Origin of the sequence: Pseudomonas citronellolis (genome assembly GCF_029335315.1) — a bacterium.
Lineage (GTDB): Bacteria > Pseudomonadota > Gammaproteobacteria > Pseudomonadales > Pseudomonadaceae > Pseudomonas > Pseudomonas citronellolis_A.
The window spans coordinates 36,663-52,200 of the sequence record NZ_JARJLT010000106.1; the positions used below are offsets into that span (position 1 = coordinate 36,663).

General features: G+C 68.5%; 13 protein-coding genes. 3 read left to right on the top strand and 10 right to left on the bottom strand.

Going from position 1 to position 15,538, the window contains the following annotated elements:
- From P3W75_RS08890 to P3W75_RS08900, 3 genes are all read left to right on the top strand, one after another.
- Nucleotides 1-825, top strand: a complete 825-nt coding sequence (locus tag P3W75_RS08890; protein ID WP_276227005.1) for a mechanosensitive ion channel family protein — start codon at nucleotides 1-3, stop codon at nucleotides 823-825.
- 74 nt (nucleotides 826-899) lie between these two features.
- Nucleotides 900-1,490 carry an RNA polymerase sigma factor SigX gene (gene sigX, locus P3W75_RS08895; RefSeq protein WP_276227006.1) on the top strand — a complete coding sequence of 197 codons (591 nt, stop codon included), beginning with the start codon at nucleotides 900-902 and terminating at the stop codon, nucleotides 1,488-1,490.
- Nucleotides 1,491-1,607: 117 nt separating this feature from the next.
- On the top strand, nucleotides 1,608-2,669 hold the full coding sequence (locus P3W75_RS08900; protein ID WP_276227007.1) for an OmpA family protein: 1,062 nt from the start codon (nucleotides 1,608-1,610) through the stop codon (nucleotides 2,667-2,669).
- 374 nt (nucleotides 2,670-3,043) lie between these two features.
- Here the strand turns inward: P3W75_RS08900 and cobA are convergent, their stop codons facing one another.
- The 10 genes from cobA to P3W75_RS08950 all read right to left on the bottom strand — a co-directional run.
- On the bottom strand, nucleotides 3,044-3,778 hold the full coding sequence (gene cobA / locus P3W75_RS08905) for a uroporphyrinogen-III C-methyltransferase (protein ID WP_276227008.1): 735 nt from the start codon (nucleotides 3,776-3,778) through the stop codon (nucleotides 3,044-3,046).
- Between the two features lie 10 nt (nucleotides 3,779-3,788).
- Nucleotides 3,789-6,494 (bottom strand): nitrate reductase, encoded by a 2,706-nt coding sequence (locus tag P3W75_RS08910; RefSeq protein ID WP_276227009.1) that lies wholly within the window; start codon nucleotides 6,492-6,494, stop codon nucleotides 3,789-3,791.
- Nucleotides 6,495-6,519: 25 nt separating this feature from the next.
- Complete coding sequence (gene nirD / locus P3W75_RS08915; RefSeq protein ID WP_276227010.1) at nucleotides 6,520-6,846, bottom strand: nitrite reductase small subunit NirD; 327 nt, start codon at nucleotides 6,844-6,846, stop codon at nucleotides 6,520-6,522.
- Between the two features lie 20 nt (nucleotides 6,847-6,866).
- Nucleotides 6,867-9,317, bottom strand: coding sequence for a nitrite reductase large subunit NirB (gene nirB, locus P3W75_RS08920; RefSeq protein WP_276227011.1), 2,451 nt, complete (start codon nucleotides 9,315-9,317; stop codon nucleotides 6,867-6,869).
- Nucleotides 9,318-9,576: 259 nt separating this feature from the next.
- Nucleotides 9,577-11,247 carry a bifunctional protein-serine/threonine kinase/phosphatase gene (locus tag P3W75_RS08925; protein ID WP_276227012.1) on the bottom strand — a complete coding sequence of 557 codons (1,671 nt, stop codon included), beginning with the start codon at nucleotides 11,245-11,247 and terminating at the stop codon, nucleotides 9,577-9,579.
- 77 nt (nucleotides 11,248-11,324) lie between these two features.
- A complete protein-coding gene (locus tag P3W75_RS08930; RefSeq protein WP_276227013.1) occupies nucleotides 11,325-12,536 on the bottom strand; it encodes a nitrate/nitrite transporter in 1,212 nt (403 codons plus the stop codon).
- A gap of 319 nt (nucleotides 12,537-12,855) precedes the next feature.
- Entirely contained in the window at nucleotides 12,856-13,302 is a 447-nt protein-coding gene (locus P3W75_RS08935; protein ID WP_276227014.1) for a thioesterase family protein, read from the bottom strand.
- Between the two features lie 84 nt (nucleotides 13,303-13,386).
- Nucleotides 13,387-14,079 carry a polysaccharide lyase family 7 protein gene (locus P3W75_RS08940; RefSeq protein WP_276227015.1) on the bottom strand — a complete coding sequence of 231 codons (693 nt, stop codon included), beginning with the start codon at nucleotides 14,077-14,079 and terminating at the stop codon, nucleotides 13,387-13,389.
- A gap of 215 nt (nucleotides 14,080-14,294) precedes the next feature.
- Nucleotides 14,295-14,873 (bottom strand): ANTAR domain-containing response regulator, encoded by a 579-nt coding sequence (locus P3W75_RS08945; RefSeq protein WP_276227016.1) that lies wholly within the window; start codon nucleotides 14,871-14,873, stop codon nucleotides 14,295-14,297.
- Between the two features lie 13 nt (nucleotides 14,874-14,886).
- On the bottom strand, nucleotides 14,887-15,538 hold a 652-nt coding region (locus P3W75_RS08950; protein WP_276227017.1), incomplete at its 5' end, for an ABC transporter substrate-binding protein.

Here is a 15,538-nt window from a genome sequence, read left to right on the forward strand (position 1 = left end):
ATGCAATTCGATATCTGGACGCAAAGCCTGCTGACCGCCATGAATACCCTGTGGGGCAAGCTCGCCGGGTTCATTCCGAACCTGCTCGGCGCCCTGGTGGTGGTGCTGCTCGGCTTCATCGTCGCCAAGCTGCTCGACACCCTGCTGTCCAAGCTGCTGGCCAAGCTCGGCCTCGACCGCCTGATGGCCGGTACCGGCCTGACCAAGCTGCTGGCCCGCGCCGGCATCCAGGTGCCGGTGTCGACCCTGATCGGCAAGATCGTCTACTGGTTCGTGCTGCTGGTGTTCCTCGTGTCCGCCGCCGAATCCCTCGGCCTGCAGCGCGTCTCGGCGACCCTCGACGTCCTCGCCCTGTACCTGCCCAAGGTGTTCGGCGCAGCCCTGGTGCTGATCGTCGGCGTGCTCCTGGCGCAGTTGGTCAACAGCCTGGTGCGCGGCGCCGCCGATGGCGTCGGCCTGGAATACTCCAACGGCCTGGGCCGGGTGGCGCAGTGGCTGGTGATCATCATCAGCATCTCGGTGGCCGTCGGCCAGCTCGAGGTGAAGACCGACCTGCTCAACTACATCATCGCCATCGTGCTGATCACCGTCGGCCTGGCCGCTGCGCTGGCGCTGGGCCTGGGCAGCCGCGAAGTCGCCGGGCAGATCATCGCCGGAATCTACGTGCGCGAGCTGTATCAGGTCGGACAACAAGTGAAAGTGGACGATGTCGAAGGCATCATCGAAGAAATCGGCACCATCAAGACTATTCTGATGACCGATGAGGGCGAGTTGGTGTCCATTGCCAACCGCGTGCTCCTCGAGCGCCGCGTTTCCAGCCGCTGAGATGATCCCGTGCTATTCCGACGCCGCTTGCCGCAAGCCGCGTCGGTTGCCGACATGAACTGGCCCGACCTGACTTGAACAAGCCGCAACCACTGTCCCAGCGCTACGACCCGCGCCAGCTCACCGACGAGGAGCTGGTGGAGCGAGCTCACGACGAGCTGTTCCATGTGACACGGGCGTACGAGGAACTGATGCGTCGCTACCAGCGCACGCTGTTCAACGTCTGCGCACGCTATCTCGGCAATGATCGTGACGCCGATGACGTGTGTCAGGAAGTCATGCTCAAGGTGTTGTATGGTCTGAAGAACTTCGAAGGCAAGTCGAAGTTCAAAACTTGGCTGTACAGCATCACTTACAACGAGTGCATTACTCAATATCGCAAGGAGCGGCGAAAGCGCCGCTTGCTCGATGCGCTGAGTCTCGATCCGGTGGAGGAAGCTTCCGAGGAGAAGACGCCGAAAGTCGAGGAGCGAGGCGGACTGGACCGATGGCTGGTACATGTGAATCCCATCGATCGGGAAATTCTGGTGCTACGATTTGTCGCAGAGCTGGAATTCCAGGAAATCGCCGACATCATGCACATGGGCCTGAGTGCGACAAAGATGCGATACAAACGCGCACTCGACCGGCTGCGGGAAAAGTTTTCGGGGATATCCGAAACATAGTTGGGTAAATGTTGTCTCTCTAATTTGCAAGTTCTGATAAACTTGCCCGCAAGTTGCTTGGCCTGCCTTTTGTCGGCGGTCATCGGCTTACTGACCACCAAGATGGGGATTTAACGGATGAAACTGAAGAACACCCTCGGCGTCGTGATCGGCTCCCTGATCGCCGCCTCCGCAGTGAATGCTTTCGCTCAAGGCCAAGGCGCGGTTGAAGCCGAGGCCTTCGGCAAGCGCTATTTCACCGATAGCACTCGCAACATGAAGAACGGCGACCTGTACGGCGGCTCCGTCGGCTACTTCCTGACCGACGACGTCGAACTGGCCCTGTCCTACGGCGAGTACCACGACATTCGTGGCACCTACGAGAGCGGCAACAAGAAGGTCCACGGCAACCTGGCCTCCCTGGACGCCATCTACCACTTCGGCACCCCGGGTGTCGGCCTGCGCCCGTACGTTTCCGCCGGCATCGGTCACCAGAGCCTGACCAACGTCAACAGCGAAAACGGCAGCCGTCAGAACCTGACCATGGCCAACATCGGTGCCGGTCTGAAGTACTACTTCACCGAGAACTTCTTCGCCAAGGCCAGCCTCGACGGCCAGTACGGCCTGGAACAGCGCCAGAACGGCCACCAGGGCGAGTGGATGGCCGGCGTCGGCGTCGGCATGAACTTCGGCGGCGGCACCAAGGCTGCCCCGGCTCCCGAGCCGGTTGCTGAAGTCTGCTCCGACGAAGACCACGACGGCGTCTGCGACAACGTCGACAAGTGCCCGAACACCCCGGCCAACGTCACCGTTGACGCCAACGGCTGCCCGGCCGTGGCTGAAGTGGTTCGCGTTCAGTTGGACGTGAAATTCGACTTCGACAAGTCCAAGGTCAAAGAGAACAGCTACGCTGACATCAAGAACCTGGCTGACTTCATGAAGCAGTACCCGTCGACCAACACCACCGTTGAAGGCCACACCGACTCCGTCGGCACCGACGCCTACAACCAGAAGCTGTCCGAGCGTCGTGCCAACGCCGTTCGTGACGTGCTGGTCAACCAGTACGGCGTCGAAGGCGGCCGCGTCAACGCAGTCGGCTACGGCGAGAGCCGTCCGGTTGCCGACAACGCCACTGCCGAAGGCCGTGCCGTTAACCGTCGCGTAGAAGCTGAAGTAGAAGCCCAAGCCAAACAGCAGTAATTGGCCTGAGCTTCGAAGAAAAACCCGGCCTCGGCCGGGTTTTTCTTTGCCCGCGAAAAAGTTCGCTCAGGCCTTGTGGTTCCTGGTCCCGAGCTCCGGTCTCCAACCGTTGGGGCGGGTCGCGCAGGCGGGGGGAGAGGGGCTCTTTTGCGGAGCCGCAGCTCAATTCCGTCGGAAATCCGTAGGGCGGATGACGTCTACGGCGTTATCCGCGCGAATCGCGGACGGAGTCCGCTCCTACGGTTCCGGGACGCACGGGCGTAGGGCGGAGTTGCTCCGCGATTGGATTGCCCGGCCACGCCAGACGCATCGGTTGCACGGCCGGCGGCGGATAACCGCGAACGGTTATCCGCCCCAGGTTTCGGAACTGTCGTTCAGGCGCTGCGCGCCAGCTCCAGCGCGGCGGCGTCGGCGACTTCGCCGATCACCAGGATCGCCGGGCTGCGCAGGCCGAAGGCGGCGGCGTCGGCGTGCATCCGCGCCAGGTCGCTGCGGCATTCGCGCTGCTGCGGCAGTGAGGCGTTCTCGATCAGCGCCACCGGCATGTCGCCGCGCAGGCCGCCAGCCAGCAGGCCGTCGCGTACCTCGGCCAGGCGCGCCACACCCATGTAGACCACCAGCGTCGTGCCGCTGCGGGCCAGCGCCGACCAGTCCGGCTCGCTGTCGTCCTGGGTGTGCGCGGTGACCAGCGTGACCCCGCGGCTGACGCCGCGCAGGGTCAGGGATATCCCGCAGCCGGTGGCCGCCGCGAGGCCGGCGGTGATGCCGTTGACCAGTTCGCAGGCGATGCCGCGCGCCTGCAGCCAGGCGGCTTCCTCGCCGCCACGGCCGAAGATGCACGGATCGCCACCCTTCAGGCGCGCCACCCGCAGGCCCTGGCGGGCGTAGCGCAGCATCAGGCGCTGGATGAAGTCCTGGGGCGTGGAACGGCAGCCGCCGCGCTTGCCGACGCGAACGACGCGCGCGGCGGGGCAGTGCTCCAGCACCTGCGGGTTGACCAGGTCGTCCATCAGCACCACCTGCGCGCCGGCCAGGGCGCGCACGGCTTTCAGGGTCAGCAGTTCCGGGTCGCCGGGGCCGGCGCCGATCAGCCAGACTTTTCCACTCATGTTCATCTCCTCAGGCGTTGGCGGCGAGGGCGCCGGCTTCGCTGGCCAGCAATCGCCGAATTTCGGGAACACAGGAGCCGCATTGGGTACCGCAGCCCAGCTCGCGCTTCAGGCCGTCCAGGTCGAGGCCGCGCGCGGCGCCCTCGCGAACCTGGCTCAGGCGCACGTTCATGCAGTTGCACAGGGTCTTGTCGCTGGCCGCCGCCTGCGCGCCGGGCGGGGCGAGCAGCTTGCGGCGCAGGTCCGGGTCGCTCTCGGCGGACTCCCAGAGCGCTTTCAGCCAGTCGCCGGCGATGCCGCTGCCGGCCAGGCGCAGGCCGGCGATGCGCCCGCCGTCCAGGCGCACGCGCTTGCCCTGCACGCGGCGCGGGTCGTCGTAGGCCAGCACCGGGCCGTCGAGCAGGTCGAGCAGGCCGTCGACCCGCTGCAGCCAGCCGGCGTCCGGCGGCCCGGCGTGGGCGGCGCGAATCTGCAGGGCCGGGCGTTCGCGGCCGATCAGGCTGAAGCCGGCATAGTCCAGGTCGTCGAACAGCGGGCGCAGCGCCTCGAAGCGTCGTTGCACCTCGCCTTCGACCAGGGCGTAGAACTGCCAGGGCAGCTCGACGGGCTTCACTTCGACCGCCGCGTGCTTGAGTTCCGGTTGGCGCGAGAGCGGGTCGACCGCCGGCAGGGTGAGGGCGTTGACGCCCAGGCCCTTGAGGAAGCGTTCGCCCCAGTGCATGGGCAGGAAGGCCTGGCCGGGCAGCAGGCCGTCGTCGGCCTGCACCGGCAGCACCAGGCTGCCGCGACGGCTGCTCAGGCGCACCAGTTGACCATCCACCAGGCGCCGGCGGCGCAGTTCGGCCGGGTGCAGGCCCAGGCGCGCCTCCTCGACGTGGCCGAAGGCGCTGGCGGCGGTGCCGGTGCGGGTCATGCCGTGCCACTGGTCGCGCAGCCGGCCGGTGTTGAGGATCAGCGGGTAGCGCGCCTCGCGACGCTCCTGCGGGGCGCGGTAGGTCTCGGCGATGAAGCGCGCGCGGCCGTCGGCGGTGGCGAAGGTGCCGTCCGCGTACAAGCGCTTCAGGCCCTGGCTGGCGCCCTCCGGCAGCGGCCATTGCTGCGGACCGCGGGCGTCCAGCAGGGCGTAGCTGACGCCGCCCAGGTCGAGGTCGCGGCCCTGGGTGAGCGGGCGGTATTCGTCGAACAGCGCCTGTGGTTCGGCGAAATCGAACAGGCTCGGCTGGCCGGGACGCAGCCGGCGCTCCAGGCGCCGGGCGAAATCGCAGGCGATGGACCAGTCGGCGCGGGCCTCGCCGGGCGCCGGGATGGCGCGGCGCACATGGCTGATGCGGCGTTCGGAGTTGGTCACCGTGCCTTCCTTCTCGCCCCAGCTGGCGGCCGGCAGCAGCAGATCGGCGTAGCGGCAGGTCTCGCTGGTGGCGAAGGCTTCCTGCACCACCACGAAGGGGCAGGCCGCGAGCGCATCGCGTACGCGCGCCTGGTCCGGCAGGGATTGCGCGGGGTTGGTGCAGGCGATCCACAGCGCCTTGATACGCCCGTCGCGCACCGCCTCGAACAGTTCGATCGCGGTCAGTCCGGGCGTTTCCGGCAGGGTTTCGACGCCCCAGTAGGCGGCGACTTCCGCGCGATGGGCGGCGTCGCCGGCGTCGCGGTGGCCGGGCAGCAGGTTGCTCAGGCTGCCGGTTTCGCGTCCGCCCATGGCGTTGGGCTGGCCGGTGAGGGAGAAGGGCCCGGCGCCTGGGCGACCGATCTGCCCGGTGGCCAGGTGCAGGTTGATCAGCGCGCTGTTCTTCGCGCTGCCGGCGCTGGACTGGTTCAGGCCCATGCACCACAACGAGAGGAAGCTGGGCGCGCGGCCGATCCACTCCGCGCAACGCTGCAGGTCTTCCACGGCGATGCCGCAGATTTCCGCCACCGCCAGCGGGCCGTAGTCGCGCACCAGGGCCTTGAGTTCGTCGAAGCCCTGGGTGTGCGCCTCGATGTAGGCGCGGTCGACCCAGCCTTCCCAGAGCAGCAGGTGGAGGATGCCGTGGAACAGCGCCACGTCGGTGCCCGGCTGGATCGCCAGGTGCAGGTCGGCCAGCTCGCAGGTGTCGGTGCGCCGCGGGTCGATGACGATCACCTTCATCTGCGGCCGCGCCGCCTTGGCCGCCTCCAGACGGCGGAACAGCACCGGGTGGGCGTAGGCCATGTTGCTGCCGGCGATCAGCACGCAGTCGCTCTGTTCCAGGTCCTCGTAGCAGCAGGGCGGGGCGTCGGCGCCGAGGCTGCGCTTGTAGCCGACCACCGCCGAAGACATGCACAGCCGCGAGTTGCTGTCGATGTTGTTGCTGCCGACCAGGGCGCGGGCCAGCTTGTTGAAGGCGTAGTAGTCCTCGGTGAGCAGTTGCCCGGAGACGTAGAAGGCCACGCTGTCCGGGCCGTGTTCGCGCAGGGTCGCGGCGAACACCCCGGCGGCGTGTTCCAGGGCGCTGTCCCAGTCCACCCGGGCGCGCGCCAGGCCCTTGCCCAGGCGCAGCTCGGGGTACAGCGCGCGGGCGGCGAGGTCGCCGCTCAGGTGCAGGCTGGAACCCTTGCTGCACAGGCGCCCGAGGTTGGCCGGGTGCTCCGGGTCGCCGCGTACGCCGAGGATGCGCTCGCCGTCGTGCTCGATCAGGACGCCGCAACCGACGCCGCAGTAGCAGCAGGTGCTGGCGGTGACTTGGCGTTCGCTCATGGCGCTCTCCCGTGTGGTGGCCGCCTCAGGCGCAGGCGGCGAGGTCTTTCAGGGCCAGCAGCACGCGGCCGTTCTCCACCTTCACCGGGTGGCGGTGGGCGCAGCCGACGTCGGGGGCCACGGCATTGCCGCTGTCCAGTTCGATCTGCCAGTTGTGCAGCGGGCAGGCCACGCGCTTGCCGAAGATCAGGCCCTGGGACAGCGGCCCGCCCTTGTGCGGGCAGCGGTCGTCGAGGGCGAAGACTTCGTCGTCGGCGGTGCGGAACAGGGCGATGTCGCCGCGCGGGGCGGCGATCACGCGCGAGCCCAGCGGCTCGATGTCTTCCAGGGCGCAGATGTCTTGCCAGTTCATGGGGCTTCTCCGGTAGTCGGTCAGACGGTTTCCAGTTGCGCGACGGGGATGCGTTCGAATTCCTTCTTCAGCCGCGGCTGCTCGATGCGCTGCTGCCACGGGTCCTGCTCCAGCGACAGGGCGTACTGCAGGCGGGCGTTGAGCGCCTGGCGGTTCTGCGCGTCGTCCAGCACCGCCTGCTTGATGTGGGCCATGCCCACGCGCTGCAGGTAGTGCACCGTGCGTTCGAGGTAGAAGGCTTCCTCGCGGTACAGCTGGAGGAAGGCGCCGCTGTACTCGCGCACCTCGTCTGCGGTCTTGAGCTTGACGAAGAACTCCGCCACCTCGGTCTTGATCCCGCCGTTGCCGCCGATGTAGAGCTCCCAGCCGGAGTCCACGCCGATGATGCCGATGTCCTTGATGCCGGCCTCGGCGCAGTTGCGCGGGCAGCCGGAGACGGCGAGCTTGACCTTGTGCGGCGACCACATGTTGAACAGGTCGTGCTCAAGATCGATGCCCAGCTGCGTGGAGTTCTGCGTGCCGAAGCGGCAGAACTCGCTGCCGACGCAGGTCTTCACGGTGCGGATGGACTTGCCGTAGGCGTGCCCGGAAGGCATGTCGAGGTCCTTCCAGATCGCCGGCAGGTCTTCCTTCTTCACCCCCAGCAGGTCGATGCGCTGGCCGCCGGTGACCTTGACCATGGGCACCTGGTACTTGTCGGCGACGTCGGCGATGCGGCGCAGTTCGGCTGGGTTGGTGACCCCGCCCCACATGCGCGGCACCACCGAGTAGGTGCCGTCCTTCTGGATGTTGGCGTGGGCGCGTTCGTTGATCAGGCGTGACTGCGCATCGTCCTTGGCCTCGCCCGGCCAGGTGGAGATCAGGTAGTAGTTCAGCGCCGGGCGGCAGGTGGCGCAGCCGTTGGGCGTGCTCCAGTCCATGAAGCGCATGGCCGCCGCCATGGAGGTCAGGTGCTGCTCGCGGATGGCCTTGCGCACCTGGCCGTGGTTGAGTTCGCTGCAGCCGCAGATGGCCTTCTCGCTCTTCGGCTTGACGTCCGCCGCGCCGCCCACGGTGCTGATCAGGATCTGCTCCACCAGCCCGGCGCAGGAGCCGCAGCTGCTCGCCGCCTTGGTGTGCTTCTTCACCTCGTCGACGCTGAACAGGCCGTTTTCCTGGATGGCCTTGACGATGGTGCCCTTGCACACGCCGTTGCAGCCGCACACCTCGGCGCTGTCGGGCATGCTCGCGGCGCTGCTCTGGCCCTGGTGGCCGACGTCGCCCAGGCTGCTCTCGCCGAACATCAGGTGGTCGCGGGTCTCGGCCACGTTGTGGTTCTCGCGGATCTGCCGGAAGTACCAGCCGCCGTCGGCGGTGTCGCCGTAGAGGCAGGCGCCGACCAGCACGTCGTCCTTGATCACCAGTTTCTTGTAGACGCCGCCGATGGGGTCGGAGAGGGTGATGGTCTCGGTGCCTTCGCCGCCCATGAAGTCGCCGGCGGAGAACAGGTCGATGCCGGTGACCTTGAGCTTGGTCGAGACCACCGAGCCCTTGTAGCTGGCGAAGCCGAACTGGGCCAGGTGGTTGGCGCAGACCTTGGCCTGCTCGAACAGTGGCGCCACCAGGCCATAGGCGATGCCGCGGTGGCTGGCGCATTCGCCGATGGCGTAGATGCGCGGGTCGTAGGTCTGCAGGGTGTCGTTGACCAGGATGCCGCGGTTGCAGGGAATGCCGGACTTTTCCGCCAGCTCGGTGTTGGGGCGGATGCCGGCGGCCATCACCACCAGGTCGGCCGGGACCACGTCGCCGTCCTTGAACTGCACCGCGCAGACGCGGCCGTCGCCGTTGTCCATCAGCTCGTCTGTGACGGTGTTGAGGCGGAAGCGGATGCCGCGCGCTTCCAGCGCCGACTGCAGGAGCTTGCCGGCGGTGCGGTCGAGCTGGCGTTCCAGCAGCCAGTCGGAGAGGTGCACCACGGTGACCTGCATGCCGCGCTGGCGCAGACCGTTGGCGGCCTCCAGGCCGAGCAGGCCGCCGCCGATGACCACCGCGTGACTGTGGGTCCTGGCGGTGTCGATCATCGCCTGGGTGTCGGCGATGTCGCGGTAGCCGATCACACCGTCCAGGCGGTTGCCCGGCACCGGCAGGATGAAGGGGTTGGAGCCGGTGGCGATGACCAGGCGATCGTAGTCCGCCTCGCTGCCGTCGGCGGCGTAGACCTTGCGCAGGCGGCGGTCGATCTTCACCACCTTGCGGTCCAGCAGCAGGCGGATGCCGTTCTCGCTGTACCAGTTCAGGTCGTTGAGGACGATGTCCTCGAAGGTCTGCTCGCCGGCCAGCACCGGGGAGAGCAGGATGCGGTTGTAGTTGGGGTGCGGCTCGGCGCCGAACACGGTGATCTCGTAGAGGTCCGGGGCGATCTTCAGCAGTTCTTCGAGGGTACGGATGCCGGCCATGCCGTTGCCGATCAGGACGAGCTTGAGCTTTTTCATGCCAGGGTTCTCCTGCACAAAATCACGGAAAACAAAAAAGGCGTCCCGCTGGTTACCCAGCGAGGACGCCTTTGTCCAAGTCCCGACCGATCGGGAAGTGCGAGCCTCTTCGTTGAGGGACGCGCTTTTGTAGATTGTTGCCAGGGCTATTGCAGAGGCCGTGCCAACTCGCCAGGGCCCGCGTTTGGCGGGCTTCGGCTCGTCGCCGGCGGCTGGTTTGCACCGGAATGAGGCGGGCGCGGGCCGGGCTGGTGCGCGTTCAGTGGCGCAGCAGCCAGGCCAGCAGCGCCAGGTTGGCCAGCAGCGAGACCAGCGCCAGGCCGCGCCAGAAGCCCAGCGGGTTGCGCTCCAGCAAGGCGCGCGGGCGCTGGCCGATGCCGGCCTGGCGCTCGCCCTGGTCCAGCGCCAGCAGGGCTTCCTCGACGGTCTCGAAGCGCTGCGTCGGCGCGGCGGCCACGGCGCGCGCCAACCAGGCGTCGAGCCAGGCGGGCAGGTCGGGGCGGTAGCGGCTGGGTGGCGTGGGCGTGGCGAAGCGCGGGTGCTGGAAGGCTTCGATTTCACCGTAGGGGTAGTGCTCGCAGAGCAACTGGTAGAGGGTCACCCCGGCGGCGTAGATGTCCTGGGCCGGCGCTGGGGCGGCGCCCTGGAAGCTTTCCGGGGCCAGGTAGGAGGGTGTGCCGGGCAGTTCGTGGTCGCGCTCGCGGGACAGGCCGGGGCAGTGCGCCAGGCCGAAGTCCAGCAGGCGCAGCTCGCCGTCCTCGCCCAGGTGCAGGTTCTCCGGCTTGATGTCGCGGTGCAGGATGTTGCGCCGATGCAGCTGGCCGAGGGCGCGCAGCAGGCGCGGTGCCAGGCGCTGCCATTCGGCCAGGCCCAGCGGGCCCTGGCGCAGACGCTCGGCGAGGGTCTGGCCGGGGTACTCGCGCATCGCGTAGTACAGGTGCTGGCGCTGCGGCAGCCCGTGCAGTTCCGGGAAGTGGCGGCCCTGCACGCGGCGCAGGAACCATTCTTCCAGCAGCAGGGCCTGGCTGGCCTGCGGGTCGTCGTGCAGTTCCTCCGGCAGCGTCTTCAGCAGCCAGGGGCGCTGCTGCTCGTCGCGCACCCGGTACAGCAGCGACTGCCGCGAGCGCGCCAGGCGGCCTTCGACCCGCCAGCCCTCGAAGGCCTGGCCTTCGCGCAGTTCCGCCGGTAGCGGCCATTGCTGCAGCTGCGCCAGGGCGTCGCCCAGGCCGCTGGCGGGCAGGGCGTCGACGCGCACCAGCAGGGCGCTGGCGTTGTCCTGGCTGCCGGCCAGGTGGGCGGCCTTGACCAGCGCCTCGACCGCGCCGCGCGGCTCGCTGGCGTCGCCGAGGATGCGGCGGATGCCGGTGTCGCCCAGGGTAGCCCAGACACCATCGCTGACCAGCAGGAAGCTTTCGCCGGGCTGCAGCTCGCCGTCGCGGTAGTCGACCACCAGGTGCTGGTCCAGGCCCAGCGCGCGCTTGAGCACGTGCTGCATGCCCGGCTGCTCCCAGACGTGGTCCTCGGTCAGGCACTCCAGTGCGCCATCGCGCCAGCGGTACAGGCGGCAGTCGCCGACGTGGGCGAGGGTGAAGCGCCGCCCGCGCAGTACCAGCGCGGTCAGCGTGGTCAGCAGCGGCTGGCCGCCGCCGTTGGCCTGCAGCCAGCGGTTCTGCGAGAGCAGCAGGCGATCCAGGGCCTGGGCGATGGCCCAGGTTTCCGGGGTGGCGTAGTAGTCGTTGGCCAGCGCCTGCACGCTCAGGCGCGCCGCCAGCCCGCCGTCGGCGCACTGGCTGACGCCGTCGGCGAGGGCGAACAGGTGGCCTTTGCTGGCGGCCAGCTCGGCGGGCGGGGTGACCACCCGCAGGGCGTCCTGGTTCTCCGCGCGCGGGCCCTTGGCGCTGGCGTGGGCGACGCTCAGGGTCAGGCTCATGCGATCCCCCCGTAGGAGCGGGCCATGCCCGCGATTCGCGCGCATGGCGCGCTCCTACAAACGTGCCGTGCCAAGGCCTAGACCCGGGCGGCGGTGACTGCGGCGCTGCCCCAGGTGGTGCGCCAGCGGCGCTTGACGCCGTGCAGGCCGAACCAGGCCAGCACGCCGAGGGCGGCGAACAGCCACAGGCCCAGCTGGTAGTCGCCACTGGCCTGCTTGATGGCGCCCAGGCCCGCGGTCAGGCAGAAGCCGCCGATACCGCCGGCCATGCCGATCAGCCCGGTCATTACCCCGATGCTCTGCCGGAAGCGCTGCGGCACCAGCTGGAACACCGCGCCGTTGCCCGCGCCGAGGCTGAGCATGGCGACCACGAAGAGGCCGAGGGCGGCCATGGCGCTGGGCAGGTGGAAGCCGACCGCGGCGATGCAGATCGAGGCCAGGGTGTACATCGCCAGCAGGCTGCGGATGCCGCCGATGCGGTCGGCCAGGGCGCCGCCCAGCGGGCGCATCAGGCTGCCGGCGAAGACGCAGGCGGCGGTGTAGTAGCCGGCCTTGACCGGGTCCAGGCCGTACTGGTCGTGGAAGTAGCCGGGCAAGGTGGCGGCCAGGCCGAGGAAGCCGCCGAAGGTCACGCTGTAGAAGAACATGAACCACCAGCTGTCGCGGTCGCCGAGGGCCTTGAGGTAGTCGCCCAGGGCCTTGGGCGCCGGGCGCTCGGGGGCGTTGCGGGCGAGCAGGGCGAACACCGCCAGGGCCACCAGCAGCGGGATCACGGCGAAGCCGAAGACATTCTGCCAGCCGAATGCGGCGGCCAGCAGGGGGGCGAACAGCGCGGCGAACACGGTGCCGGAGTTGCCGGCGCCGGCAATGCCCATGGCCTTGCCCTGGTGCTGCGGCGGGTACCACTGCGAGGCCAGCGGCAGGGCCACGGCGAAGGACGCCCCGGCCATGCCCAGCAGCACGCCGAGCAGCAGCGCCTCGCGCAGGTCGTGGATGCCCAGCGTCCAGGCGCCGGCGAGGCTGGCGATGACGATCACCTGGGCGAGCAGGCCGGCGCTCTTCGGCGACCAGCGATCCGCCAGCAGGCCCATGACGAAGCGCAGCAGGGCGCCCGAGAGGATCGGCGTGGCGACCATCAGGGCGCGTTCCTGGGTGGTCAGCTGCAGGTCGGTGGCGATCTGCACGGCCAGCGGGCCGAGCAGGTACCAGACCATGAAGCTCAGGTCGAAGTAGAGGAAGGCGGCGAACAGCGTCGGCGCGTGGCCGGCTTTCCAGAAGCTGGTGTTCATGGGGTACCTCGTCAGCAACGGTCAGGAAGTCGTCGCGCCGCCAGTGGTGGCGGTCGCGCATGGGTTCGGGTCCCGCACACCCCAACGCCGGGGTGAAACGCAAAAGGCGCCGCTCCGCGGCCTGCCGGGGCAGGTGCGGAAGCGACGCCTTTGTCGTGTGAGCGGGGTGATCGCCGTTGACCACCACCAACGAGGCCACAGCAAGGGCCGGGCCAAGGTCGAATATCCTGGAAAATCAGCGAGTTGCCTGTTCAGGCTGCTGCGGGGCGCGAACCATCATGGGGCGCCGTGCCGGGCGGGCCGCCCGGCGATGGGGCGTTCAGCCCACCCAGTTGACCGCCGGGAAGGCGGTGCGCATCGCTTCGGGCATGGCCACCACCTTGCGCTGGCGGTAGTTGAAGAACACGAAGCCGGACTTGGCCATGGCCACCAGGGTGGCGTCGGCCGGGCGGGTGATGCGGAAGATGATGTCGCCGCCGTACTTGTTGAAGTCCATCACCCCGACCTCGAACAGCAGGTGGTCGCGGGCGTGGGCCTCGGCGCGGTAGGTGGTGGCGAGGTCGGTGACGATGATGCCGATGTCGTCGGCGCCGACGCTCTCGCTGACGCCGAAGTCGAACAGGAAGCGCGCGCGGGCCTCGGAGATCATCGAAATCATCGAGTCGTTGCCCAGGTGGCGGGCGCCGTTGATGTCGGTGACGCGGACGGTCAGCTGGGTCTGGTAGCAGAACAGTTCCTCGGGGAACTGCAGGTCGAGGCGGGCCATGGATACCTTGCGTGAATCGGTGAAGGGGCGAGGCCGATTCTAGGCCCTGGCGGCCCGCCTTGGGCATCCCGCCTGCGGGTGATTTCAGCGGTGGGCGAGGTTCAGGTGGTAGAAGGTCACCCGCGCGCCTTCGTCGCTGGGGCCGTAGTTGTCGGCGATGTAGGCGCCGGCCTTGAAGTACAGCAACTGCTTCGACCAGGTGCTGCTGAGGGTCTTGCCGTAGTATTTCTCGCTGCCGTCGGCGCTCTGCACGCGGATGCCCAGGTTGCCCGAGGAGGTGACGCGCAGGCTGTAGGTCAGGCGCTCGCCCAGCTCGACGTTGTCGAGGAGCGCGACGTTGACGCTTGCCGAGTCGTCGGGATGGTTGCGCACCAGCGCTTCGATACGCCCGCTTTGCTGGCTTGGAATGTAGTGGTACTGCAGCTTGACCAGGGGTTCTCCATCGCCGCTATCGGGCGACTTGCTGTGGATCTGGCCGATGATCACCTTGTTCTTCGAGGGTACCTGTTCGACGCTCAGGGTCGCGCGCAGCTCGTTGTCGGCCGAGCGGTAGTACCAGTCGTGGATGGAGCCGTCGGGCAGGGTTTCGCGTAGCTCGGTGCGTGGGTAGACGCTGTCGGAAGTGTGCGACCCGGTGACCGGGACCCAGAAACGAACCTGGATGCTGTTGCGGGTGAAATAGAGGCTCTTGTAGCCACGCTCTATCTGCTGGGTGGTGACGTCGATGGGCCTGGGATCGGTGGGAACGCTGAGGTTCCAGGTGCTGAGGTCGAGCATGGGGTGCCTCTTTCGGGCCGGCGCGCCGGCGCGGACGGATGGGCGCCCGGGTACCTGGCCGCGCGCGCCCACTGCGGGCTTCCGCGAGGGCGGAAGCGAGTGGCCCGCGCCGAGTCGGCGGGGCCGACGGAGCATAGGCCGCGGCGCCGGCGAAGGGGGCCAGCAGCGGCGCTGGCGAACTGATCGCCCGGTGCCGCCGCTGGCCAGTGGCCGCGTCACTGCCCGAGCATTTCGTGCATCGCGATGATCTGCTCGGCGACCTGCACCAGCTTCTGCTGGCGGCCCATGGCCTGGCGGCGCATCAGGGTGTAGGCCTCTTCCTCGGGACAACTTTTCATCTTCATCAATAGCCCCTTGGCCAACTCGATGCGCTTGCGCTCGGCCAGTTGCTGCTCGCGGGCGTGCAACTGGGCGCGCAGGGCCTGGTCGCTCTCGAAGCGGGCCATGGCGACGTCGAGGATCGGCCGCAGGCGCGCGGCCTGGATGCCTTCGACGATGTAGGCGCTGACCCCGGAGCGGATCGCCTGGCGCATCACCTGGGGGTCGTGCTCGTCGGTGAACATCAGGATCGGGCGGGGTTGGTCGCGGCTGACCAGCACCACCTGTTCGAGCACGTCGCGGCCGGGGGAGTCGCTGTCGATGAGGATGACGTCCGGCTGCAGGGCCTCGACCCGGCTCGGCAGGTCGAGGCGGGTGGCGGACTCGTCGAGCACCTCGAAGCCGGCTTCGATGAGCGCGGCGCGCAGGCGCCCGACGCTGTTGGTGGTGTCGTTGACCAGCAGGATTCGCAGCATCTTCGCTCCTCCCTCAGGCGTCGCCGAGCGCGTGCAGGGCGAAGCCGCGGGCATAGCCGGCGGGGTTGCTGCCGTCCCAGACGCGGCCATCGACCAGGGTCGAGCTGCGCAGGCTGTTGTCGCTCACGGCGACGCCCAGCGCCTGCGCGGCCTCGCGGTACAACGATTGCTGCTGCACCTGGCGGGCGATGCCGAGGTAGTCCGGCTCTTCGCGCAGCAGGCCCCAGCGGCGGAACTGGGTCATGAACCAGAGGCCGTCGGACAGCCATGGCTGGTTGGCCCGGCCTTCGCCGTGGAAGCGCAGCGGGTGGGCGTCCTTCCAGGCGTGGCCAAGGCCGTCCTGGTAGTGGCCGAGCAGGCGCGGCTCGATGCTCGCCAGCGGCGCGTTGACGTAGTCGCTGCCGCTGATCAGTTGCGCGGTGCTGCGGCGGTTCGCGTCGCTGGCCTCGATGAAGCGGCTGGCGTCGAGCAGCGCCATGACCAGGGCGCGGGCGGCGTTGGGGCATTCCTCGACGAAGGCGCGGGTGGCGCCGAGGACCTTTTCCGGGTGGTCGGGCCAGATCGCCTGGCTGGTGGTCACGCTGAAACCGAGGTTCTCGTCGATGGCCAGGGCGCCCCAGGGGCCGCCGGCGCAGAAGCCGTCGATGCGTCCGGCGCGCAGGTGC